18 protein-coding genes and 1 riboswitch are annotated in these 23,067 nt (G+C 58.3%); of the genes, 14 read left to right on the forward strand and 4 right to left on the reverse strand.

Annotated elements, in window-relative coordinates:
* Positions 1-298: 298 nt before the first annotated feature.
* From secE to rpoC, 8 genes are all read left to right on the forward strand, one after another.
* Positions 299-682 carry a preprotein translocase subunit SecE gene (gene secE / locus BRD58_RS01180; protein WP_015460707.1) on the forward strand — a complete coding sequence of 128 codons (384 nt, stop codon included), beginning with the start codon at positions 299-301 and terminating at the stop codon, positions 680-682.
* A 1-nt stretch (position 683) separates the two neighbouring features.
* Positions 684-1,229 (forward strand): transcription termination/antitermination protein NusG, encoded by a 546-nt coding sequence (nusG, locus tag BRD58_RS01185; RefSeq protein ID WP_005280494.1) that lies wholly within the window; start codon positions 684-686, stop codon positions 1,227-1,229.
* A gap of 160 nt (positions 1,230-1,389) precedes the next feature.
* The gene (gene rplK / locus BRD58_RS01190; protein WP_012847051.1) at positions 1,390-1,818 is read left to right on the forward strand and encodes a 50S ribosomal protein L11; all 429 of its coding nucleotides are present in this window, start codon (positions 1,390-1,392) and stop codon (positions 1,816-1,818) included.
* Positions 1,819-1,821: 3 nt separating this feature from the next.
* A complete protein-coding gene (gene rplA, locus BRD58_RS01195) occupies positions 1,822-2,526 on the forward strand; it encodes a 50S ribosomal protein L1 (RefSeq protein ID WP_012847052.1) in 705 nt (234 codons plus the stop codon).
* 316 nt (positions 2,527-2,842) lie between these two features.
* Positions 2,843-3,340: a 50S ribosomal protein L10 gene (gene rplJ, locus BRD58_RS01200; RefSeq protein ID WP_005280485.1), complete on the forward strand. Its 498-nt coding sequence runs from the start codon at positions 2,843-2,845 to the stop codon at positions 3,338-3,340.
* A 66-nt stretch (positions 3,341-3,406) separates the two neighbouring features.
* Positions 3,407-3,775 (forward strand): 50S ribosomal protein L7/L12, encoded by a 369-nt coding sequence (gene rplL, locus BRD58_RS01205; protein WP_014524156.1) that lies wholly within the window; start codon positions 3,407-3,409, stop codon positions 3,773-3,775.
* A gap of 331 nt (positions 3,776-4,106) precedes the next feature.
* The gene (rpoB, locus tag BRD58_RS01210; protein WP_012847053.1) at positions 4,107-8,135 is read left to right on the forward strand and encodes a DNA-directed RNA polymerase subunit beta; all 4,029 of its coding nucleotides are present in this window, start codon (positions 4,107-4,109) and stop codon (positions 8,133-8,135) included.
* Positions 8,136-8,214: 79 nt separating this feature from the next.
* Complete coding sequence (gene rpoC, locus BRD58_RS01215) at positions 8,215-12,435, forward strand: DNA-directed RNA polymerase subunit beta' (protein WP_012847054.1); 4,221 nt, start codon at positions 8,215-8,217, stop codon at positions 12,433-12,435.
* A gap of 111 nt (positions 12,436-12,546) precedes the next feature.
* Here the strand turns inward: rpoC and thiE are convergent, their stop codons facing one another.
* Both thiE and thiC read right to left on the reverse strand, forming a co-directional pair.
* The gene (thiE, locus tag BRD58_RS01220; RefSeq protein ID WP_034168628.1) at positions 12,547-13,191 is read right to left on the reverse strand and encodes a thiamine phosphate synthase; all 645 of its coding nucleotides are present in this window, start codon (positions 13,189-13,191) and stop codon (positions 12,547-12,549) included.
* The gene (gene thiC, locus BRD58_RS01225) at positions 13,191-15,122 is read right to left on the reverse strand and encodes a phosphomethylpyrimidine synthase ThiC (protein ID WP_073381409.1); all 1,932 of its coding nucleotides are present in this window, start codon (positions 15,120-15,122) and stop codon (positions 13,191-13,193) included. Before thiC ends, thiE begins: the two co-directional genes overlap by 1 nt.
* A gap of 110 nt (positions 15,123-15,232) precedes the next feature.
* A riboswitch (TPP riboswitch) is annotated at positions 15,233-15,348 on the reverse strand.
* Between the two features lie 167 nt (positions 15,349-15,515).
* On the opposite strand from thiC, the gene nudC reads away from it, so the two are divergent.
* The 6 genes from nudC to BRD58_RS01255 all read left to right on the forward strand — a co-directional run bounded on the left by nudC (position 15,516) and on the right by BRD58_RS01255 (position 19,978).
* Positions 15,516-16,289: an NAD(+) diphosphatase gene (nudC, locus tag BRD58_RS01230; RefSeq protein WP_012847057.1), complete on the forward strand. Its 774-nt coding sequence runs from the start codon at positions 15,516-15,518 to the stop codon at positions 16,287-16,289.
* A 47-nt stretch (positions 16,290-16,336) separates the two neighbouring features.
* Positions 16,337-17,401, forward strand: a complete 1,065-nt coding sequence (gene hemE, locus BRD58_RS01235; RefSeq protein WP_012847058.1) for a uroporphyrinogen decarboxylase — start codon at positions 16,337-16,339, stop codon at positions 17,399-17,401.
* A gap of 14 nt (positions 17,402-17,415) precedes the next feature.
* A complete protein-coding gene (gene nfi, locus BRD58_RS01240; protein WP_015460709.1) occupies positions 17,416-18,102 on the forward strand; it encodes a deoxyribonuclease V in 687 nt (228 codons plus the stop codon).
* Between the two features lie 105 nt (positions 18,103-18,207).
* Positions 18,208-18,798 carry a YjaG family protein gene (locus BRD58_RS01245; RefSeq protein WP_012847060.1) on the forward strand — a complete coding sequence of 197 codons (591 nt, stop codon included), beginning with the start codon at positions 18,208-18,210 and terminating at the stop codon, positions 18,796-18,798.
* 189 nt (positions 18,799-18,987) lie between these two features.
* Entirely contained in the window at positions 18,988-19,260 is a 273-nt protein-coding gene (gene hupA, locus BRD58_RS01250) for a nucleoid-associated protein HU-alpha (RefSeq protein ID WP_012847061.1), read from the forward strand.
* A 43-nt stretch (positions 19,261-19,303) separates the two neighbouring features.
* The gene (locus tag BRD58_RS01255) at positions 19,304-19,978 is read left to right on the forward strand and encodes a DUF1481 domain-containing protein (protein WP_236721565.1); all 675 of its coding nucleotides are present in this window, start codon (positions 19,304-19,306) and stop codon (positions 19,976-19,978) included.
* Positions 19,979-20,012: 34 nt separating this feature from the next.
* On the opposite strand, the gene purD is transcribed toward BRD58_RS01255, so the two are convergent.
* Complete coding sequence (purD, locus tag BRD58_RS01260; RefSeq protein WP_073381414.1) at positions 20,013-21,290, reverse strand: phosphoribosylamine--glycine ligase; 1,278 nt, start codon at positions 21,288-21,290, stop codon at positions 20,013-20,015.
* Positions 21,291-21,331: 41 nt separating this feature from the next.
* The gene (gene purH, locus BRD58_RS01265; protein WP_073381416.1) at positions 21,332-22,921 is read right to left on the reverse strand and encodes a bifunctional phosphoribosylaminoimidazolecarboxamide formyltransferase/IMP cyclohydrolase; all 1,590 of its coding nucleotides are present in this window, start codon (positions 22,919-22,921) and stop codon (positions 21,332-21,334) included.
* Positions 22,922-23,067 lie beyond the last annotated feature (146 nt).

Consider the following 23,067-nt stretch of genomic DNA (forward strand, 5'->3'; position numbering starts at 1 on the left):
TAAGATTTGACGCAGCACGTGATAAAAGGGCATCATTTGATGCCCTTTTTCTACGCGGTTTGACAAGAACCTATCTCATCAGTGGTTTTTTTCTACATAATTACTGGTGAGATAGGCTCTGGCGATACGGCGTATGGTGCCGAACTGTGGATTGCCGCGCAAACACGCGAGCAACATCGCTTTTTGCAGATATAAATGTGATATCCACATTGGTATCTCGTAAGATTCTCATTCGGTTTGGTTTGCCTCGCATTGCGGGGCAAAGTTGTTTTTCTGGAATCTAGTGACAGGTTGGTTTATGAGTGCGAATACCGATGCTCAAGGGAGCGGGCGTGGCCTGGAAGTCATGAAGTGGCTGGTCGTCGCCGTTCTGCTGATCGTAGCCATCGTCGGTAACTATATTTACCGTGATGTGAGTCTGCCACTGCGTGCTCTGGCCGTTGTGGTTATCATCGCTGCCGCGGGCGGCATCGCCTTGATGACAGCGCAGGGTAAGGCGACCGTGGCATTTGCCCGCGAAGCGCGTACCGAAATGCGTAAAGTGATTTGGCCGACACGCCAGGAAGCGCTGCATACGACTTTGATCGTCGCCGCAGTGACCGCCGTTATGGCACTGATTCTGTGGGGACTGGATGGTATTCTAGTCCGTCTGGTTTCCTTTATTACTGGCCTGAGGTTCTAAAATGTCTGAAGCACCGAAGAAGCGTTGGTACGTCGTTCAGGCGTTTTCCGGTTTTGAGGGTCGCGTAGCACAGTCGCTGCGCGAGCATATCAAACTGCACAATATGGAAGAGCTGTTTGGTGAAGTCATGGTGCCGACCGAGGAAGTGGTTGAAATCCGTGGCGGCCAGCGCCGCAAGAGTGAGCGTAAGTTCTTCCCGGGCTATGTCCTGGTGCAAATGGTAATGAACGACGCCAGCTGGCATCTGGTGCGCAGTGTACCGCGTGTGATGGGCTTTATCGGTGGGACGTCCGATCGTCCTGCGCCGATCAGCGACAAAGAAGTGGATGCGATTATGAACCGCCTGCAGCAGGTGGGTGATAAGCCGCGTCCGAAGACGCTGTTCGAGCCGGGTGAAATGGTTCGCGTCAACGAAGGGCCGTTTGCCGACTTCAACGGCGTGGTCGAAGAGGTGGATTACGAGAAGAGCCGCCTGAAGGTATCTGTCTCTATCTTTGGCCGTGCTACGCCGGTAGAGCTGGACTTCAGCCAGGTCGAAAAAGCGTAATAACGCACGCGATAGCAAAATCTGCATTGCCATAGGCGCGAAATTGAACTACAATTTCGCGCCTTTTGTATTTATGGGCTGATGCTTTTTTCAGCCCATAAACGTTTTACCATCGCGGGGAGCCTCTCTGAGGCGATATTACCCAACTGAGGATATTTACATGGCCAAGAAAGTCCAAGCCTACGTGAAGCTGCAGGTTGCAGCTGGTATGGCTAACCCGAGCCCGCCGGTCGGTCCGGCTCTGGGTCAGCAGGGTGTTAACATCATGGAATTCTGTAAGGCGTTCAATGCTAAGACTGACAGCATTGAAAAAGGTCTGCCGATTCCGGTTGTTATTACCGTTTACTCTGACCGTTCCTTCACTTTCGTTACCAAGACTCCGCCGGCTGCCGTTCTGCTGAAGAAAGCGGCTGGTGTTAAGTCTGGTTCCGGTAAGCCGAACAAAGACAAGGTCGGTAAAGTGACCCGTGCTCAGGTACGTGAAATCGCAGAAACTAAAGCTGCGGACATGACTGGTTCTGACGTTGAAGCGATGGCTCGCTCAATCGAAGGTACCGCTCGTTCCATGGGCCTGGTAGTGGAGGACTAATAGATGGCTAAGCTGACCAAGCGCATGCGCGTGATCCGTGAGAAAGTTGATGCGACTAAACAGTACGACATCAACGAAGCCGTTGCTCTGTTACAAGAGCTGGCCACCGCTAAATTCGTTGAAAGCGTAGACGTTGCCGTTAACCTCGGCATCGACGCGCGTAAATCTGACCAGAACGTACGTGGTGCAACCGTCCTGCCGCACGGCACCGGCCGCACCGTACGCGTTGCCGTATTTACCCAGGGTCCGAACGCTGAAGCGGCTAAAGCTGCTGGCGCTGACCTGGTAGGTATGGAAGACCTGGCCGATCAGATCAAGAAAGGCGAGATGAACTTCGACGTTGTTATTGCTTCTCCGGATGCAATGCGCGTTGTAGGTCAACTGGGCCAGATCCTGGGGCCGCGTGGCCTGATGCCGAACCCGAAAGTGGGTACCGTTACGCCGAACGTAGCCGAAGCGGTTAAGAACGCTAAAGCTGGCCAGGTTCGTTATCGTAACGACAAGAATGGTATCATTCACAGCACCATCGGTAAGGCGAGCTTCTCTGCTGAGCAGCTGAAGGAAAACCTGGAAGCACTGATGGTTGCCCTGAAGAAGGCGAAGCCGGCAACTGCCAAAGGCGTCTACATCAAGAAAGTTTGCCTGTCCACCACCATGGGCGCTGGCGTAACGATTGATCAGGCTACCCTGAGCGCAGTGGCTAACTAATCCTGCGGGATTAGTCTTGCCTTTTCGCTTTACGCGGGCGTCGGTTTTGTCTAAAATCTAACGCCCGCGCATTCTCGGAATGTAAAGCGAACGAATTTTCGGTTGGAGTCTGGCCTTTTCCAGACCTCCGTCCAAGACCGCAGGTGTTTCGTAAGAGACTTAATTTCCCTGCGTAGACGGTGACAGAGCCCGAAGAAATCTTTTTAGATGTCTGGATTCTGCTCACCGTGTTTCTATGCTCGCCGCGGCCTCGGCCGTAAGCGAGTGAAGTGAGTTCCGGAGTCATTCTCCGGCAAAAATCCAGGAGCACAAGCTAATGGCATTAAATCTTCAAGACAAACAAGCGATTGTTGCTGAAGTCACCGAAGTAGCCAAAGGCGCGCTGTCTGCTGTCGTTGCGGATTCCCGTGGCGTAACCGTAGACAAAATGACCGAACTGCGTAAAGCAGGTCGTGAAGCTGGCGTATACATGCGTGTTGTTCGCAACACGCTGATGCGCCGCGTCGTTGAAGGTTCTCAGTTCGAGTGCCTGAAAGACACGTTTGTTGGTCCGACCCTGATTGCATTCTCTATGGAACACCCGGGCGCTGCTGCTCGTCTGTTCAAGGCTTTTGCCAAAGACAATGCAAAATTTGAGGTCAAAGCTGCAGCCTTTGAAGGTGAGCTGATCCCGGCGGCCCAGATCGACCGTCTGGCAACTCTGCCGACTTACGAAGAAGCAATCGCACGCCTGATGGCGACCATGAAAGAAGCCGCTGCCGGCAAATTGGTCCGTACTCTGGCTGCTCTGCGCGATCAGAAAGAAGCTGCTTAATCGCTGCTTTGCTACTGTCGCACTTGCTAACGTATAAACTATTTCTGATTTTTAGGAACAATTGTCATGTCTATCACTAAAGAGCAAATTCTGGATGCAGTTGCAGAAATGTCCGTAATGGACGTTGTTGAACTGATCTCCATGATGGAAGAAAAATTCGGTGTTTCTGCTGCTGCTGCTGTAGCTGTTGCCGCTGGCGGCGCTGCTGAAGCCGTTGAAGAAAAAACTGAATTCGACGTAGTTCTGACCGCTGCTGGCGGCAACAAAGTTGCTGTCATCAAAGCTGTCCGCGGCGCAACCGGTCTGGGCCTGAAAGAAGCCAAAGACCTGGTAGAATCTGCTCCGGCAGTTCTGAAAGAAGCGATCAGCAAAGACGACGCTGAAGCTCTGAAGAAAACTCTGGAAGAAGCTGGCGCTTCTGTTGAAGTTAAATAAGTTTAACTTCCTGGAGTACAGTCTGTGCTAACAGACTGATGGCTGGTGACTTTTTGGTCACCAGCCTTTTTGCGCTGTAAAGGATGCCGGTGGTGTTTCACACTGTTTAGCCAGCGGTTATCCCCAATACTTGTTTCTATCGACGCCTTAATATACTGCGTCAGGGCCGTGAGTTACGGCGCCTGTGTAAAGCGCAATGAAATGGTTTAAGAGTGATAGAAACAAGTATTGCGAAGGGGGTCTCACCCTTTCGGTCACAAAACGGTGTCGCATGAACTGTCCTATCAGGACGGACAGAATGGGTCGACTATTCAGCGAGCTGAGGAACCCTATGGTTTACTCCTATACCGAGAAAAAACGTATTCGTAAGGACTTTGGTAAGCGTCCCCAAGTGCTGGACGTACCATACCTCCTTTCTATCCAGCTTGACTCGTTCCAGAAGTTTATCGAGCAAGATCCGGAAGGTCAGTACGGTCTGGAAGCGGCTTTCCGTTCCGTATTCCCGATCCAGAGCTACAGCGGCAACTCCGAGCTGCAGTATGTCAGCTATCGCCTGGGTGAGCCGGTATTTGACGTCAAAGAGTGTCAGATCCGCGGCGTAACCTATTCCGCTCCGCTGCGCGTTAAGCTGCGTCTGGTGATCTACGAGCGTGAGGCGCCGGAAGGCACCGTTAAAGACATCAAAGAACAAGAAGTTTACATGGGTGAAATCCCGCTGATGACCGAAAACGGTACTTTCGTCATCAACGGCACCGAGCGTGTTATCGTGTCTCAGCTGCACCGCAGCCCGGGCGTATTCTTCGACAGCGACAAGGGTAAAACCCACTCTTCAGGTAAGGTGCTGTATAACGCACGCATCATTCCTTACCGCGGTTCCTGGCTGGACTTTGAGTTCGACCCGAAAGACAACCTGTTTGTCCGTATTGACCGCCGCCGTAAGCTGCCGGCTACCATCATCCTGCGCGCGCTGGATTTCACCACCGAGCAGATCCTCGATCTGTTCTTCGATAAGGTGATCTTTGAAATCCGCGACAATAAGCTGCAGATGGAGCTGGTGCCGGAGCGTCTGCGTGGTGAGACCGCCTCTTTTGATATTGAGGCCAACGGTAAGGTCTACGTTGAGAAAGGCCGCCGTATTACCGCCCGCCACATCCGTCAGCTGGAAAAAGATGACGTTAAGCTGATCGAAGTACCGGTTGAGTACATCGTCGGTAAAGTGGCCGCCAAAGATTACATCGACGAGAGCACCGGTGAGCTGATTTGCGCCGCCAACATGGAGCTGTCGTTGGATCTGCTGGCCAAGCTGAGCCAGTCTGGTTACAAGCGTATCGAAACGCTGTTCACCAACGACCTGGATCACGGTCCGTACATGTCCGAGACCCTGCGCGTCGATCCGACCAACGACCGTCTGAGCGCGCTGGTAGAAATCTACCGCATGATGCGCCCGGGCGAGCCGCCGACCCGCGAAGCCGCCGAAAACCTGTTCGAGAACCTGTTCTTCTCTGAAGATCGCTACGATCTGTCTGCGGTTGGCCGCATGAAGTTCAACCGTTCTCTGATGCGTGATGAGATCGAAGGTTCCGGTATCCTGAGCAAAGACGACATCATCGAGGTGATGAAGAAGCTCATCGATATCCGTAACGGTAAAGGCGAAGTCGATGATATCGACCACCTGGGTAACCGTCGCATCCGCTCCGTGGGCGAGATGGCGGAGAACCAGTTCCGCGTTGGCCTGGTGCGCGTTGAGCGTGCGGTGAAAGAGCGCCTGTCTCTGGGCGATCTGGATATGCTGATGCCGCAGGACATGATCAACGCCAAGCCGATTTCGGCGGCGGTGAAAGAGTTCTTCGGCTCCAGCCAGCTGTCCCAGTTTATGGACCAGAACAACCCGCTGTCTGAGATCACCCACAAGCGTCGTATCTCTGCGTTGGGCCCGGGCGGTCTGACCCGTGAGCGCGCCGGCTTTGAAGTTCGAGACGTACACCCGACCCACTATGGTCGCGTATGCCCTATCGAAACGCCGGAAGGTCCGAACATCGGTCTGATCAACTCCCTGTCCGTGTACGCACAGACTAACGAGTATGGTTTCCTGGAAACCCCGTACCGCCGCGTGCGTGACGGTATCGTGACCGACGAAATTCACTACCTGTCTGCTATTGAAGAAGGCAACTTCGTTATCGCCCAGGCGAACTCCAACCTGGATGAAGAAGGCCGCTTCGTAGAAGATCTGGTTACCTGTCGTAGCAAGGGCGAATCCAGCCTGTTCAGCCGTGACCAGGTCGACTACATGGACGTTTCCACCCAGCAGGTGGTTTCCGTCGGTGCGTCCCTGATCCCGTTCCTGGAACACGATGACGCCAACCGTGCCCTGATGGGTGCGAACATGCAGCGTCAGGCCGTGCCGACCCTGCGCGCTGACAAGCCGCTGGTAGGTACCGGTATGGAGCGCGCCGTTGCGGTGGACTCAGGTGTAACCTCCGTAGCCAAGCGCGGCGGTATGGTGCAGTACGTGGATGCGTCCCGTATCGTTATCAAGGTTAATGAAGATGAGATGTTCCCGGGCGAAGCCGGCATCGATATCTACAACCTGACCAAATACACCCGTTCCAACCAGAACACCTGCATCAGCCAGATGCCGTGTGTTTCTCTGGGTGAGCCGATTGAGCGCGGCGACGTGCTGGCCGACGGCCCGTCCACCGATCTGGGTGAGCTGGCGCTGGGTCAGAACATGCGCGTCGCGTTCATGCCGTGGAACGGCTACAACTTCGAAGACTCCATCTTGGTCTCCGAGCGCGTGGTACAGGAAGATCGCTTCACCTCTATCCATATCCAGGAGCTGGCCTGTGTGTCTCGTGACACCAAGCTGGGGCCGGAAGAGATCACTGCCGACATCCCGAACGTCGGTGAAGCAGCGCTCTCCAAGCTCGACGAATCCGGTATCGTGTATATCGGCGCCGAAGTGAAGGGTGGCGACATTCTGGTCGGTAAGGTAACGCCGAAGGGCGAAACCCAGCTGACGCCGGAAGAGAAGCTGCTGCGCGCGATCTTCGGTGAGAAAGCGTCTGACGTTAAAGACTCTTCTCTGCGCGTACCGAACAGCGTTTCCGGTACCGTTATCGACGTTCAGGTCTTTACCCGCGATGGCGTGGAAAAAGACAAGCGTGCGCTGGAAATCGAAGAGATGCAGCTGAAGCAGGCCAAAAAAGACCTGACTGAAGAGCTGCAGATCCTGGAAGCCGGTCTGTTTGCCCGTATTCACGATGTGCTGGTTGCCGGCGGCGTGGAAGCGGAGAAGCTGGAAAAACTGCCGCGTGACCGTTGGCTTGAGCTGGGCCTGGCCGATGAAGCCAAGCAGAATCAGCTGGAGCAGCTGGCTGAGCAGTATGACGAGCTGAAGGCCGAGTTCGAGAAGAAGCTGGAAGCGAAACGCCGTAAGATCACCCAGGGCGACGATCTGGCGCCGGGCGTGCTGAAGATCGTTAAGGTGTACCTGGCGGTGAAACGTCAGATCCAGCCGGGCGATAAGATGGCAGGTCGTCACGGTAACAAGGGTGTTATCTCTAAGATCAACCCGATCGAAGATATGCCTTACGATGAGAACGGGACTCCGGTCGACATCGTACTGAACCCGCTGGGCGTACCGTCGCGTATGAACATCGGTCAGATCCTGGAAACCCATCTGGGTATGGCGGCGAAAGGTATCGGCGATAAGATCAACGCCATGCTTAAGCAGCAGCAGGAAGTGGCCAAGCTGCGTGAGTTTATCCAGAAAGCCTACGATCTGGGTGATCACACCCGTCAGCAGGTGGATCTGAACACCTTCACCGACGAAGAAGTCCTGCGTCTGGCCGAAAACCTGAAGAAAGGTCTGCCGGTTGCAACGCCGGTGTTCGACGGTGCTAAAGAGCGCGAAATCAAGGGCCTGCTGGAGCTGGGTGGTATCCCGACCTCCGGTCAGATCACCCTGTATGATGGTCGTACCGGTGAGCGTTTCGAGCGTCAGGTAACCGTGGGTTACATGTACATGCTGAAGCTGAACCACTTGGTCGACGACAAGATGCATGCGCGTTCCACCGGCTCCTACAGCCTGGTTACCCAGCAGCCGCTGGGTGGTAAGGCGCAGTTCGGTGGTCAGCGCTTCGGGGAGATGGAAGTGTGGGCGCTGGAAGCCTACGGCGCCGCCTACACCCTGCAGGAAATGCTCACCGTTAAGTCTGATGACGTGAACGGCCGTACCAAGATGTATAAGAACATCGTGGATGGCAGCCATCAGATGGAACCAGGCATGCCGGAATCCTTCAACGTACTGTTGAAAGAAATCCGCTCGCTGGGCATCAACATCGAGCTGGAAGACGAGTAAGCACTCGAATCCGTACCGATCACAGGGCGCCCGTTACGGCGGGCGCCTTAAGAGTTCTCACTCCGACGGGAGCTAATCCGTGAAAGACTTACTGAAGTTTCTGAAAGCGCAAACTAAGACCGAAGAGTTTGACGCGATCAAAATTGCGCTGGCTTCGCCAGACATGATCCGTTCCTGGTCTTTCGGCGAAGTTAAGAAGCCGGAAACCATCAACTACCGTACGTTCAAGCCGGAACGTGACGGTCTTTTCTGCGCCCGTATCTTCGGGCCGGTGAAAGATTACGAGTGCCTGTGCGGTAAGTACAAGCGCTTGAAACACCGTGGTGTCATCTGTGAAAAATGCGGCGTTGAAGTGACCCAAACCAAGGTGCGCCGTGAGCGCATGGGTCACATCGAGCTGGCTTCCCCGACCGCGCACATCTGGTTCCTGAAGTCCCTGCCGTCCCGTATCGGCCTGCTGCTGGATATGCCGCTGCGCGATATCGAACGTGTTCTGTACTTTGAATCTTATGTCGTCGTCGAAGGCGGGATGACCAACCTGGAGCGTCGTCAGATCCTGACCGAAGAGCAGTATCTGGACGCACTGGAAGAGTTCGGTGACGAATTCGATGCCAAGATGGGCGCCGAGGCGATCCAGGCTCTGCTGAAAGGGATGGATCTGGAAGCCGAGTGCGAGCAGCTGCGTGAAGAGCTGGGTGAGACCAACTCTGAAACCAAGCGTAAGAAGCTGACCAAGCGTATCAAGCTGCTGGAAGCGTTCATTCTGTCCGGTAACAAGCCGGAGTGGATGATCCTGACCGTGCTGCCGGTACTGCCGCCGGATCTGCGTCCGCTGGTTCCGCTGGACGGCGGCCGTTTCGCGACCTCCGATCTGAACGATCTGTACCGTCGCGTGATCAACCGTAACAACCGTCTGAAGCGCCTGCTGGATCTGGCTGCGCCGGATATCATCGTACGCAACGAAAAGCGTATGCTGCAGGAAGCGGTCGATGCCCTGCTGGATAACGGCCGTCGCGGTCGTGCCATCACGGGCTCTAACAAGCGTCCGCTGAAGTCTCTGGCCGACATGATCAAAGGTAAGCAGGGTCGTTTCCGTCAGAACCTGCTGGGTAAACGCGTCGACTACTCCGGTCGTTCCGTTATCACCGTAGGCCCGTACCTGCGTCTGCATCAGTGCGGCCTGCCGAAGAAGATGGCGCTGGAGCTGTTCAAGCCGTTCATCTATGGCAAGCTGGAGCTGCGTGGTCTTGCTACCACCATCAAAGCAGCCAAGAAGATGGTTGAGCGTGAAGAAGCCGTGGTATGGGATATCCTCGACGAGGTGATCCGCGAGCACCCGGTAATGCTGAACCGTGCGCCGACCCTGCACCGTCTGGGTATCCAGGCGTTCGAACCGCTGCTGATCGAAGGTAAAGCGATTCAGCTGCACCCGCTGGTGTGTGCGGCATACAACGCCGACTTCGACGGTGACCAGATGGCGGTACACGTACCGTTGACCCTGGAAGCCCAGCTGGAAGCGCGTGCGCTGATGATGTCCACCAACAACATCCTCTCTCCGGCGAACGGCGATCCGATCATCGTTCCGTCTCAGGACGTTGTATTGGGTCTGTACTACATGACCCGTGACTGCGTGAACGCCAAAGGCGAAGGCATGGTGCTGAGCGGCCCGAAAGAGGCCGAGCGTATTTATCGCGCCGGTCTGGCGTCGCTGCATGCCCGCGTTAAAGTGCGTATCACCCAGTACAGCAAAAGCGCCGATGGCGAGATGGTTCCGAACACCGGGCTTATCGACACCACCGTTGGCCGTGCCATCCTGTGGATGATCGTACCGAAAGGTCTGCCGTACACTATCGTTAACCAGCCGCTGGGCAAGAAAGCCATCTCCAAGATGCTGAACGCCTGCTACCGTGCGCTGGGTCTGAAGCCGACCGTTATCTTCGCTGACCAGATCATGTATACCGGTTTCGCCTATGCGGCGCGCTCCGGTGCGTCTGTCGGCATCGACGACATGGTGATCCCGGAGAAGAAAGCGGGGATCATCGCCGAGGCCGAAGCCGAAGTGGCCGAGATCCAGGAGCAGTTCCAGTCTGGTCTGGTAACCGCCGGCGAACGTTATAACAAGGTCATCGATATCTGGGCCGCCGCGAACGAGCGCGTGGCCAAGGCGATGATGGAAAACCTGTCGACTGAAACCGTTATCAACCGCGATGGCGAAGAAGAGCGTCAGGTCTCCTTTAACAGCATCTTTATGATGGCCGACTCCGGTGCGCGTGGTTCTGCCGCCCAGATTCGTCAGCTGGCCGGTATGCGTGGCCTGATGGCGAAGCCGGATGGCTCCATCATCGAAACGCCGATCACCGCAAACTTCCGTGAGGGTCTGAACGTACTGCAGTACTTCATCTCAACGCACGGTGCGCGTAAAGGTCTGGCGGATACCGCACTGAAGACGGCGAACTCCGGTTATCTGACCCGTCGTCTGGTTGACGTGGCCCAGGATCTGGTGGTTATCGAGGACGACTGTGGTACCCACAACGGCATCGTGATGACCCCGGTTATCGAAGGTGGCGACGTTAAAGAGCCGCTGCGCGATCGCGTTCTGGGTCGTGTGACGGCAGAAGAAGTGCTGAAGCCGGGTACGGCGGATATTCTGGTGCCGCGTAACACCCTGCTGAACGAAAAATGGTGTGACCTGCTGGAAGAGCACTCTGTCGACAGCGTGAAAGTGCGCTCCGTCGTAAGCTGTGAAACTGACTTCGGCGTGTGCGCCCACTGCTACGGTCGCGATCTGGCCCGTGGTCACCTGGTGAACAAAGGCGAAGCCATCGGCGTTATCGCGGCACAGTCCATCGGTGAACCGGGTACCCAGCTGACCATGCGTACCTTCCACATCGGTGGTGCGGCATCGCGTGCGGCGGCTGAGTCCAGCATCCAGGTGAAGAACAAGGGTAACCTGAAGCTGACCAACGCTAAGTTCGTGGTGAACACTGACGGTAAGCTGGTTATCACTTCACGTAATACCGAACTGAAGCTGATCGACGAGTTTGGCCGTACCAAGGAAAGCTACAAGGTGCCTTACGGTGCCACGCTGGCCAAGGGTGACGGTGCCGAGGTGAACGGCGGTGAGACAGTGGCTAACTGGGATCCGCATACCATGCCGGTTATCACCGAGGTTAGCGGCTTCATCCGCTTCGCCGATATGATCGACGGCCAGACGGTAACCCGTCAGACCGACGAGCTGACCGGTCTCTCCTCTCAGGTGGTTCTGGATTCTGCAGAGCGTACCGGTAGCGGTAAAGATCTGCGTCCGGCGCTGAAGATCGTCGACGCCAACGGTGATGACGTGCTGCTGCCGGGTACCGATATGCCGGCCCAGTACTTCCTGCCGGGTAAAGCGATCGTACAGCTGGAGGATGGCATTGCCATCAGCGCCGGTGACACCCTGGCGCGTATTCCGCAGGAATCCGGCGGTACCAAGGATATCACCGGTGGTCTGCCGCGCGTTGCCGACCTGTTCGAAGCCCGTCGTCCGAAAGAGCCGGCAATCCTGGCCGAGATCAGCGGCGTTGTTTCCTTCGGTAAAGAGACCAAGGGCAAACGTCGCCTGGTGATCACGCCGCTGGATGGCAGCGATGCCTACGAAGAGATGATTCCGAAGTGGCGTCAGCTCAACGTGTTCGAAGGCGAACGCGTGGAACGCGGCGACGTGATCTCCGACGGTCCGGAGTCTCCGCATGACATCCTGCGCCTGCGCGGCGTGAACGCGGTAACGCGCTATATCGTTAACGAAGTCCAGGACGTATACCGTCTGCAGGGCGTTAAAATTAACGATAAGCACATCGAAGTTATCGTGCGTCAGATGCTGCGTAAGGCGACCATCGCCAATGCCGGTAGCTCCGAGTTCCTGGAAGGCGAGCAGGTGGAAGTGTCCCGCGTCAAGATTGCCAACCGCCTGTTGGAGTCTGACGGTAAGATTGCCGCGACCTATATGCGCGATCTGCTGGGTATCACCAAAGCCTCTCTGGCGACCGAGTCCTTCATCTCCGCGGCCTCCTTCCAGGAGACCACCCGCGTGCTGACTGAAGCGGCCGTTGCCGGTAAGCGTGATGAGCTGCGTGGCCTGAAGGAGAACGTCATCGTTGGTCGTCTGATCCCGGCGGGTACGGGTTATGCCTACCACCAGGATCGCATGCGCCGTCGCGCTGCCGATACCTCTAGCGCACCGCAGGTGAGCGCGGAAGAAGCCAGCGCCAACTTGGCCGAGCTGCTGAACGCCGGTCTGCTGGGTGGCAATGACGAATAACTCGTCCGTGTAACAGCATGAAAAACCGCTCTTCGGAGCGGTTTTTTTTTGCCTATTTACCCCCCTGCGACGCTGGGGGCGCCGGTGAGGCGGGGGAGGGGCTGTGGGACGTTAGGCGTCGTTTGCGTGCCGTCCCTCGATCAGCTGCAGCAGGGTATCGGTCGCCGCCAGCCAGTCCGGCGCCCGGGTAATGGCGCTGACCAGCGCGATGCTGCCAACGCCGCAGGCCAGAACATCCGGGACGCGGGCGATGCTGATCCCGCCGATGGCGACGCTGGGATAGGTGCCCAGGCGCGCCACCTGGCGCCGCAGGTCGCTCAGCCCCTGTGGCGCCGTCGCCATCTGTTTGCTGTCGGTGGGAAAGACGTGGCCGAGCGCAACGTAGGAGGGCCCTGCTGCGAGCGCGCGATCCATCTCGGCATCGTCGTGCGTGGAGAGGCCCAGGCGCAGCCCGGCGCGGCGAATGGCGGCCAGATCGGCCCGATCAAGATCCTCCTGGCCCAGGTGTACGCCGTAGGCGCCGAGGCGGATCGCCTGGCGCCAGTAGTCATTGATAAACAGCCGTGCCTGATAGTGGCGCCCTAGGGCAATCGCCTGGGCAAGCTCATCGCCGATCTGATCCTCGCGACAATCTTTGATGCGCAGCTGCAGGGTGCGAACTCCGGCGCGCAGAAGGCGCTCGATCCATTCAACGCTGTCGACGACCGGATACAGCCCCAGGCGCGTCGGAACCGGAGCAAAGAGAGGCTGACGCATTACGACTCCTTACGCGACGGTGCGCTGTCGGTGACGTCCGCCAGATAGATTTCGCCGCCCTGATCTCGGAACTGCTGCGCCATTTGTGCCATGCCGGGGTCGGCCGCCTGCTGGCGCGCGGCGTGCTCACGAACCTCTCGAGAGATCTTCATGGAGCAGAACTTTGGCCCGCACATCGAGCAGAAGTGAGCGAGCTTGCCGGATGCCTGCGGTAGGGTGGCATCGTGATAGGCGCGCGCCGTCACCGGATCGAGCGCCAGATTGAACTGATCCTCCCAGCGGAATTCGAAGCGGGCCTTGGACATGGCGTTATCGCGAATCTGTGCGCCGGGATGTCCCTTGGCCAGATCGGCGGCGTGGGCCGCGATCTTATAGGTGATGAGTCCCTGCTTGACGTCATCCTTATCGGGCAGCCCCAGATGCTCCTTGGGCGTGACATAGCACAGCATCGCGCAGCCGAACCAGCCGATCATGGCGGCGCCGATGCCGGAGGTGAAATGGTCGTAGCCGGGGGCGATGTCGGTCGTTAACGGCCCCAGCGTATAGAAGGGAGCCTCGTGGCAGTGGCTGAGCTCCTCCTCCATATTTCGCTGAATCATGTGCATGGGGACGTGGCCCGGACCTTCGATCATCACCTGCACATCGTATTCCCAGGCGATTCGGGTCAGCTCGCCAAGGGTATGCAGCTCGGCGAACTGTGCCGGATCGTTGGCATCCTGGATCGATCCGGGCCGCAGGCCGTCGCCGAGTGACAGCGCGATGTCATAGGCGCTACAGATCTCGCAGATCTCGCGGAAGTGCGTATAGAGGAAGTTCTCCTGGTGGTGCGACAGGCACCATTTGGCCATGATGGCGCCGCCGCGCGATACGATGCCGGTCAGGCGCTCGGCGGTCATCGGAATGAAGCGCAGCAGCAGGCCCGCGTGCAGGGTGAAATAGTCCACGCCCTGCTCCGCCTGTTCTAACAGCGTATCCCGGACCAGCGGCCAGTCAAGGTTCTCGGCGATGCCGTTGACCTTCTCCAGCGCCTGGTAGATGGGGACGGTACCGATAGGCACCGGGCTGTTGCGGAGGATCCACTCGCGCGTCTCGTGAATATAGCGGCCGGTAGAGAGATCCATCACGGTATCGGCGCCCCAGCGGGTGGCCCACACCAGCTTTTCGACCTCTTCCTCTATCGAGGAGGTGACAGATGAGCTGCCGATGTTCGCATTGACCTTTACCAGAAAGTTACGCCCGATAATCATGGGCTCTGACTCGGGGTGGTTAATGTTGGCCGGAATGATGGCGCGCCCGGCGGCGACCTCGTCCCGGACAAACGCCGGCGTGATATTGTCCGGCAGGTGGGCGCCGAAGGCGATCCCCGGGTGCTGCTGACGTAAGACGGCACTGCGAATGCGCTCGCGCCCCATATTTTCACGCAGCGCGATAAACTCCATCTCTGGGGTGATGATACCCTGTCTGGCATAGTATAGCTGCGTGACGCGATGTCCCGGTCGCGCGCGCCGCGCGGATGAGCGCTGTTCAAAACGCAGCGTCTCCAGATCCCGATCGGCCTGGCGGCGGCGAGTATAGTCTGAGCTGCGCCCCGGCAGGATCTCGCTGTCGTTGCGCTCCGCGATCCAGGTGCTGCGTATGGCCGGCAGTCCGCGGCGTAGATCGATCTCCGCCTGCGGATCGCCATAGGCGCCGGAGGTGTCATACACCGCAATCGCTTCATTATCACGCCACTGCGGCTGCTCTGGCGTTCCGCCGATCAGGGTTGGACTTAAGCTAATTTCGCGCAGGGGGACGCGGATATCCGCTCGCGAGCCCTGCAGGTAGATGCGTTGGGAGCTGGGATAGGCTTGCGCCTGGAGATTATCGATAAAGGCCTGAGCCTGGGCCCGGCGCTGGCGACGCGGCGCGTCGCGGTGAGTAAGGGTAGACATAGCAAATTCCTGCCATCAACGGTGTTACAGGGAAAAATTGCTTGTCTGGAGCTCGGAGAGGAGTAATGAATAGTGGTGAACGTTTCAAAAGGGCCTGAGCCCGGTTCAGCGTGATAATTACTCTTGTTCCCTTCGTGGGTATTAGCCCAATCAGGTTCCGCGGATCCCGAATCAACGGTCTCAGCCTGTGATACGGCGTATCAGCTAGGCACTCCGACAAGATAGCGCGCAGCGCAGGCGGCGCCTACGATGCGGGAGCCAGTGTAAGGAGCGGCCTGCGAAACTGCAAGCATTGTTAATAATATGTTTAGTAATGACGTAGACTTGATGCGCGCTGCCTGCGCGGGGGAAGCCGGGCGCGTCCATCGAGCGTAAGGGGTTTATACGGTGACAGTGGCACAGCAATTGAGTGACAGCGATAGCGGCTGGTGGGTGGTCAGCGATCGGGGACGTATCTGGCTGCCGGAGGGCGAGCTGCCCTACGGTAGCGCCGCTCAGTGGCATTTGGTCGGCGAGACGGCGTATCGCATCGGTGAGTGGCAAGGCATGCCGGTATGGCTGCTGTGTCTGACGTATCCGCAGGACATGACGTCGGTTCGCCAGCTGATCGATGCCGATCGCGGCCTGTTTCAGCTGGCCGGGCGCGGCGTGCAGCTGGCGGAGTTTTTTCAGTCCCACCGTTTCTGCGGCTCCTGCGGGCACCCGATGCACGCGAGCCAGCAGGAGTGGGCGCGTCTATGCGCTCATTGTCAGCAGCGCTATTACCCACAGATCGCCCCCTGCATCATCGTTGCCATTCGCCGTGATGATCACATTCTGCTGGCGCGGCATAATCGCCACCGTAACGGAATCTATACCGTATTGGCGGGCTTTGTCGAAGTGGGGGAGACCCTGGAGCAGGCGGCGGCGCGGGAGATTTTTGAGGAGAGCCGACTGCAGGTGAAGAACCTGCGCTACGTGACCTCGCAGCCGTGGCCGTTTCCCCATTCGCTGATGATGGCCTTTCTGGCCGACTATGCCGCCGGCGACCTGTGCCACGATCCTAAAGAGCTGCAGGAGGCCGATTGGTATCGCTATGATCGTTTGCCGCAGCTCCCCCCGGCCGGCACCGTAGCCCGCCGTCTGATCGAAGACACCGTCGCGCTGTGCCGGGCGCAGCATGAATAAGCAGACCGCATGTTACAATGCCATCAAATAATAATGGGAGCCGAAGGATGACCGAACTGAAAAACGATCGCTACCTGCGCGCGCTGCTGCGCCAGCCGGTCGATGTGACCCCGGTATGGATGATGCGTCAGGCGGGGCGCTATCTGCCGGAGTACAACGCCACCCGCGCGCAGGCCGGTAACTTTATCGCCCTGTGTAAAAATGCCGAGCTGGCCTGCGAGGTGACGCTGCAGCCGCTGCGTCGTTTCCCGCTGGATGCGGCTATTCTGTTTTCTGACATACTGACCGTGCCAGATGCCATGGGGCTGGGCCTCTATTTCGAGGCCGGCGAGGGGCCGCGTTTTACCCATCCGGTGACCTGTCACGCCGATATCCAACGGCTCCCGATCCCCGATCCTGAACAGGAACTGGGCTATGTTATGGACGCGGTGCGTACCATTCGTCGCGATCTGCGCGGCGACGTGCCGCTGATCGGCTTCTCCGGCAGCCCCTGGACGCTGGCGACCTATATGGTAGAGGGCGGCAGCAGCAAGGCCTTTACTAAAATCAAGAAGATGATGTACTCCGATCCGGCGGCGCTGCATCTGCTGCTGGATAAGCTGGCGCAAAGCGTCATTCTGTATCTGAATGCGCAGATCCGCGCCGGGGCGCAGGCGGTCATGATCTTTGATACCTGGGGAGGCGTGCTGACCGGGCGCGACTATCGCGAGTTCTCTTTGCGCTACATGCACCAGATTGTCGATGGCCTACAGCGCGAGAGCGAAGGCCGCCGGGTGCCGGTGACCCTGTTTACCAAGGGCGGGGGGCAGTGGCTGGAGGCGATGGCTGATACGGGCTGCGATGCTCTGGGACTGGACTGGACCTGCGATATTGCGGACGCCCGCCGCCGGGTTGGCGATCGGGTGGCGCTGCAGGGCAATATGGATCCTTCGCTGCTGTATGCGCCGCCGGCGCGCATTGAGCAAGAGGTCGCGACGATCCTGGCCGGCTTTGGCCAGGGTGAGGGACACGTGTGTAATCTGGGTCACGGCATTCATCCGGATGTCCCTCCCGAGCACGCCGGCGTGTTTGTCGATGCGGTGCACCGACTGTCTGTACCTTATCATCGCTGATGGGACATTAACCGATGGATTTGCAGGCGTTACGCAGTGAGCAGCGGGCCCGGGCTGTACAGGTGGAGCGGGCGGATCGCTGGGAGGCCCCGGTATTGATCGCCGGCGCCGACGTGGGGTTTGAGCAGGATGGCGCGGTGACCCGCGCCGCGCTGGCCGTACTGTGCTACCCCGAGCTGACGCTGGTGGAGTATCAGGTCGCCCGCATTGAGACCCAGATGCCCTATATTCCCGGCTTTCTCTCGTTTCGTGAGTATCCGGCCCTGCTGCAGGCGTGGGGGCAGCTACGGCATCGCCCCCAGCTGGTGATGGTGGACGGTCACGGGATCGCCCACCCGCGTCGCCTTGGGATCGCTAGCCATTTTGGCCTGCTGGTCGATGTGCCCACCATCGGGGTTGCCAAACGGCGTCTATGCGGGCAGTTTGCGCCGCTGGATGAGACGCCGGGGTCGACGGTGGCGCTCATGGATGGGGGCGAGCAGCTTGGCTGGGTGCTGCGTAGCAAGGCTCGCTGTAATCCGCTGTTTATCTCCGGCGGCCATCGCGTGAGTACGGACAGCGCACTGGCGTGGGTACAGCGCTGCCTGCGCGGATACCGTCTCCCAGAGCCGACCCGCTGGGCCGATGCCATCGCCTCGCGACGGCCGGCCTTTCTGCGTTGGCAGTCTGCTCAGCCGCGATCGGCGGTTCAGGTGGAATGAATATAAACGGGCGATAGATAAAGATTCCTATAATCAGGTGCAGCCGTAGGGTTTTTCCCGCAATTCGGTTAGACTGCGCCGCAGATAATCGAGAGAGACTTCAGCATGCTGCGTAATCCCATTCATAAACGTCTGGAAAAGTTGGAAAGCTGGCAACAGCTGACCTTTATGGCTTGCCTTACTGAGCGGATGTACCCCAACTACCAGGCTTTTTGCCAGCAGAGCGCCTTTGGCGAGGCGGCGGTGTATCGCCGTATTCTGGATCTGGTCTGGGAGCTTTTGACGGTTAAAGACGTCAAAATTAACTTCGACAGCCAGTTGGAGAAGTTAGAGGCGGCGATCCCCGATGCTGATGCCTACGATATGTACGGCGTCTATCCGGCGATCGATGCCTGCGTTGCGCTGAGTGAGATCCTGCACGCGCAGCTGGGCGGCGAGATGCTGGCGCACGCCATTGCCGTGAGCGAAACCTCTCTGTATACCGTTTCCATGCTGGAAATGACGCAGTCTGGGCGTGAAATGAGCGACGACGAACTGAAGGCATTACCGGCAATCCAGGATGAATTAGACATTCAGTGGGAGATTTATCGCCTGCTGAGCGAAGCGGAAGAGCGCGATCTGGAACTGATAAAAGGGCTGCGTGCAGACCTGCGTGAGGCAGGTGTGAGCAATATTGGTATTGAATTAGCGCAATAAGACGGCAAAACGTGATTTAACACCTGATTTGTCGCCCTATAAGGCTTCACATTCGCCCCCCGCTTGTTCTACATTTGGGGGGCGTAAAAGAAGTGGCTATCGGTGCGTGTATGCAGGAGAGTGCTGTCAATCGGCATATCCGTCGCACTCGATGCTTTGCAAACGATAAACACACTGTAAGGATAACTTATGAATAAGACTCAGCTGATTGATGTAATTGCAGACAAGGCCGATCTGTCTAAGACCCAGGCGAAAGCCGCTCTGGAGTCTACCCTGGCTGCCATTACTGAGTCTCTGAAAGCAGGCGATGCTGTACAATTGGTTGGTTTCGGTACTTTTAAAGTGAATCATCGTAACGAGCGCACTGGCCGTAACCCGCAGACCGGCAACGAGATCAAAATTGCCGCCGCCAACGTACCGGCGTTCGTTTCTGGCAAGGCATTGAAAGACGCGGTTAAGTAATAAGCCACGCGTGGTAAGCGCAGAATATGTAGTTGAGGGGGCGATGACGCCCCTTTTGTCTATGTGCCGTCGGGTACGTGGGCTGCTGCCGGTCGCACTGCTGCTGACCGGCTGCCATTCCGCGGCGCCGGTTGCGCCGTTTACCGCGACGGGCTATATCGCGGACGGTGGGATCGTTCGACTCTGGCGTCTGGAGGGGGCAGGGCATCAGCCCCAGGCGATGATGCGGGTATTCACCCCGCTGGATGGCACTGAGACGCAGATCGATCGCTATACCTACCGCGATGGACATCTGTACCAGATCCGGCAGCAGACGGGGCAGGGTAACGACGATGTGCTGCAGCTGCGCTTCGATATGCAGGGTTCGCTGAGCTATATGCAGCGCCTGCGCAACGGGAGCAAGGAGATGCCGGGGAGCGACGAGGTCGCCAAAGCCCAGTACCAGGCCCGTCATGCGCAGGAGATGGCGACGACGCTGGCAGCCGGTGGGGTTAACCTCATTCAGGGGCGTTGGCAGGGGGGAATATTTACGCGCTGCGATGGTCAGGTCGCGCCGCTGCCGCTCTCCGGCTGGCAGGCGGCACAGCTGGCGCGGCGAGAGGCCAATAGCCGTGGTCCGCTATGGGTGGCCTGGCTGTCGGCTCCGGAGGGGGCACAGCTACTGCAGGTTGCCAATCATAATATCTGCGCCTGGGCCCCGACGGAAAAAACGGTGTAAAAGCCGGCCTTGCGCCGGCTTGATAGTCTGAGCGCTAGCGCTGTAGCGCCCGGTAGCCGATATCGCGGCGGCAGAACCCGCCCTCCCAGCTCAATGCATCGGCCAGACGGTAGGCATTGCGCTGCGCTTCGGCAATGTCCTCGCCCAGCGCTGTCGCACACAGCACCCGTCCGCCGCAGGTTTCGACCTCACCCTGAGCATTCAGCCGGGTTCCGGCGTGAAACACTTTGACCTGCGCGGTTCCCTGGGTGAGACCGTGAATGACGTCGCCTTGACGATAGTCGCCCGGGTATCCACCTGCGGCCAATACGACGCCCAGCGCGGGGCGTGGATCCCATGCCGATGACTGCTGGTCCAGGGTGCCGTTGGCGCCGGCCAGACACAGCGCGACCAGATCGGACTGCATGCGCATCATGATGGGCTGGGTCTCCGGATCGCCAAAGCGACAGTTAAACTCAATGACTTTGGGCGCGCCGTCGGCCGAGATCATCAGGCCGGCATACAGGAAACCAGTATAGGGGGCGCCCTCCTGTGCCATACCGCGTACGGTTGGCCAAATCACCTGCTCCATTACCCGCTGATGCACCGCATCGCTGACCACCGGCGCCGGGGAATAGGCCCCCATTCCGCCGGTATTGGGGCCGCTGTCGCCATCGCCAACTCGCTTATGATCCTGGCTGGTGGCCATCGGCAGCACGTGTTCGCCGTCGACCATAACGATAAAGCTGGCCTCTTCTCCCTCCAGAAACTCTTCAATGACAATGCGATGCCCTGCGTCGCCAAAGGCGTTACCGGCCAGCATATCGTGGACGGCCGCTTCGGCCTCCTCCCGCGTCATTGCGACGATCACCCCTTTACCTGCGGCCAGGCCATCGGCCTTGATCACGATCGGTGTCCCCTGCTCACGCACGTAGGCCAGCGCTGGCTCGACCTCGGTGAAATTGCGGTAGGCGGCGGTAGGGATGCGCTGACGCGCCAGGAAGTCTTTGCTGAACGCTTTGGAACCTTCGAGGCGGGCGGCGCTTTGGCTCGGGCCAAAGATCGGCAGCCCCGCCGCGCGGAATGCATCGACCACCCCGAGCACCAGCGGCGCCTCTGGACCGACGATCGTGAGCCCGATCTGATGGCGCAAAGCAAATGCAACTAACGCATCGATATCGGTCGCGGCGATATCGATATTCTCTAGCGCGGGTTCCAGCGCAGTGCCGGCGTTACCCGGCGCGACAAATACGCGTTCGGCCAGCGGAGATTGGGCCGCTTTCCACGCCAGGGCATGTTCACGCCCGCCGCTGCCGATAATCAAAATATTCATGATGGTCACCTGTGAGCCGCGGGAGGCCCGCGGCGATTAGCTTAGTGGCGGAAGTGGCGCATGCCGGTAAAGATCATGGCGATGCCGTGTTCGTTGGCGGCGGCGATGACCTCGTCATCACGAATGGAGCCCCCCGGTTGGATGACGCAGCGGATGCCGACGGCGGCGGCGGCATCGATACCGTCACGGAACGGGAAGAAGGCATCGGACGCCATCACGGAGCCGGCGACCGGTAGACCCTCGTCCGCGGCTTTGATACCGGCAATTTTGGCTGAATAGACCCGGCTCATCTGTCCGGCGCCGATGCCAACGGTCATGTTATCCCGTGCGTAGACGATGGCGTTGGACTTCACAAACTTGGCGACCTTCCAGCAGAACAAGGCATCGCGCAGCTCCTGCTCACTGGGCTGGCGTTCGGTGACCACGCGCAGATCGGCGACATCCACCATTCCGAGATCGCGATCCTGCACCAATAGCCCGCCGTTGACCCGTTTGAAGTCCAGACCGGGGATGCGTGCATCCCACTCGCCGCAGGCCAGAACGCGCACGTTTTGCTTAGCGCTGAGGAGATCCAAGGCATCCTCGGTCACATGGGGGGCGATGATCACCTCAACGAACTGGCGCGCGATGATGGCCTGAGCGGTCTTGGCATCCAGCGTACGGTTAAAGGCGATGATGCCGCCAAAGGCGGAGGTGGGATCGGTCTGGTAGGCGCGCTCATAGGCATCGAGCGGATCGTCGCCGAGCGCAACGCCGCAGGGGTTCGCATGCTTAACGATGACGCAGGCCGGTTCGGCAAAGCTCTTGACGCACTCCAGCGCGGCGTCGGTATCGGCAATGTTATTGTAGGACAGCGCTTTCCCCTGAAGCTGCTGGGCTGTCGCGATGCAGGCTTCAACCTGTGGCTCCTCTATATAGAAGGCCGCCTGCTGGTGGCCGTTCTCGCCGTAGCGCATATCCTGTTTTTTTATTAGGTTAAGGTTTAGCGTCCGCGGGAAACGACCGCTTGGGCTCTGGGTATCGCCGTGGTAAGGCGCGACCAGCGTACCAAAGTAGTTGGCGATCATACTGTCGTAGGCGGCCGTATGCTCAAAGGCCTTAATGGCCAGGTCGAAGCGGGTGGCCTGCGTCAGGGCACCGTGGTGGGCGTCCATTTCGGCAATGATGTTATCAAAATCGCCGTTGTTAACCACGATAGCGACATCGTTATGGTTCTTTGCCGCGGAGCGCACCATGGTTGGTCCCCCGATATCGATATTCTCCACCGCCTCTTCCAGCGTGCAGTCGGGATGCGCAACGGTTTGAGCAAAGGGATAGAGGTTGACGACCACCATATCGATGGGCTGAATACCATGCTGCTGCATAACGGCAGCGTCGCGATCGCGGCGTCCGAGGATCCCACCGTGAACTTTGGGATGCAGGGTCTTGACGCGTCCGTCCATCATCTCAGGAAAGCCTGTGTAGTCGGAAACCTCGGTAACCGGCAGACCGGCCTGTGACAGAAGGCGGGCGGTACCGCCGGTGGAGAGCAGCTCAACGCCGCGCAGGTGTAACGCCTGGGCGAATTCGACGATACCGGATTTATCGGAGACACTCAGCAGTGCGCGGCGAACAGGACGACTGTGTTGCATGGTGGTTATATCCCTCGGCAATGGATCGCAGTAAACCCTACTTATATACCTATTAGAATTTGCTACGAATGAAGCGGAATGTTGATGCGCGATGATTTTAACGAAAACGTTTGCGTAAAGCTCGACAAATTTTTGCCGGCGCGGTC

Source organism: Edwardsiella piscicida, from assembly GCF_001896205.1.
Classification (GTDB): Bacteria; Pseudomonadota; Gammaproteobacteria; order Enterobacterales; family Enterobacteriaceae; genus Edwardsiella; species Edwardsiella piscicida.

Excerpts from the sequence above, each read along its gene's own strand:
- rplL (WP_014524156.1), top strand. The coding sequence starts at position 3,407 with ATGTCTATCACTAAAGAGCAAATTCTGGATGCAGTTGCAGAAATGTCC.
- secE (WP_015460707.1), top strand. The coding sequence starts at position 299 with ATGAGTGCGAATACCGATGCTCAAGGGAGCGGGCGTGGCCTGGAAGTC.
- nfi (WP_015460709.1), top strand. The coding sequence starts at position 17,416 with ATGGATTTGCAGGCGTTACGCAGTGAGCAGCGGGCCCGGGCTGTACAG.
- nusG (WP_005280494.1), top strand. The coding sequence starts at position 684 with ATGTCTGAAGCACCGAAGAAGCGTTGGTACGTCGTTCAGGCGTTTTCC.
- purH (WP_073381416.1), bottom strand. The coding sequence starts at position 22,921 with ATGCAACACAGTCGTCCTGTTCGCCGCGCACTGCTGAGTGTCTCCGAT.
- rplJ (WP_005280485.1), top strand. The coding sequence starts at position 2,843 with ATGGCATTAAATCTTCAAGACAAACAAGCGATTGTTGCTGAAGTCACC.
- hemE (WP_012847058.1), top strand. The coding sequence starts at position 16,337 with ATGACCGAACTGAAAAACGATCGCTACCTGCGCGCGCTGCTGCGCCAG.
- rplK (WP_012847051.1), top strand. The coding sequence starts at position 1,390 with ATGGCCAAGAAAGTCCAAGCCTACGTGAAGCTGCAGGTTGCAGCTGGT.
- thiC (WP_073381409.1), bottom strand. The coding sequence starts at position 15,122 with ATGTCTACCCTTACTCACCGCGACGCGCCGCGTCGCCAGCGCCGGGCC.
- thiE (WP_034168628.1), bottom strand. The coding sequence starts at position 13,191 with ATGCGTCAGCCTCTCTTTGCTCCGGTTCCGACGCGCCTGGGGCTGTAT.
- purD (WP_073381414.1), bottom strand. The coding sequence starts at position 21,290 with ATGAATATTTTGATTATCGGCAGCGGCGGGCGTGAACATGCCCTGGCG.
- BRD58_RS01255 (WP_236721565.1), top strand. The coding sequence starts at position 19,304 with ATGACGCCCCTTTTGTCTATGTGCCGTCGGGTACGTGGGCTGCTGCCG.
- BRD58_RS01245 (WP_012847060.1), top strand. The coding sequence starts at position 18,208 with ATGCTGCGTAATCCCATTCATAAACGTCTGGAAAAGTTGGAAAGCTGG.
- rplA (WP_012847052.1), top strand. The coding sequence starts at position 1,822 with ATGGCTAAGCTGACCAAGCGCATGCGCGTGATCCGTGAGAAAGTTGAT.
- hupA (WP_012847061.1), top strand. The coding sequence starts at position 18,988 with ATGAATAAGACTCAGCTGATTGATGTAATTGCAGACAAGGCCGATCTG.
- rpoB (WP_012847053.1), top strand. The coding sequence starts at position 4,107 with ATGGTTTACTCCTATACCGAGAAAAAACGTATTCGTAAGGACTTTGGT.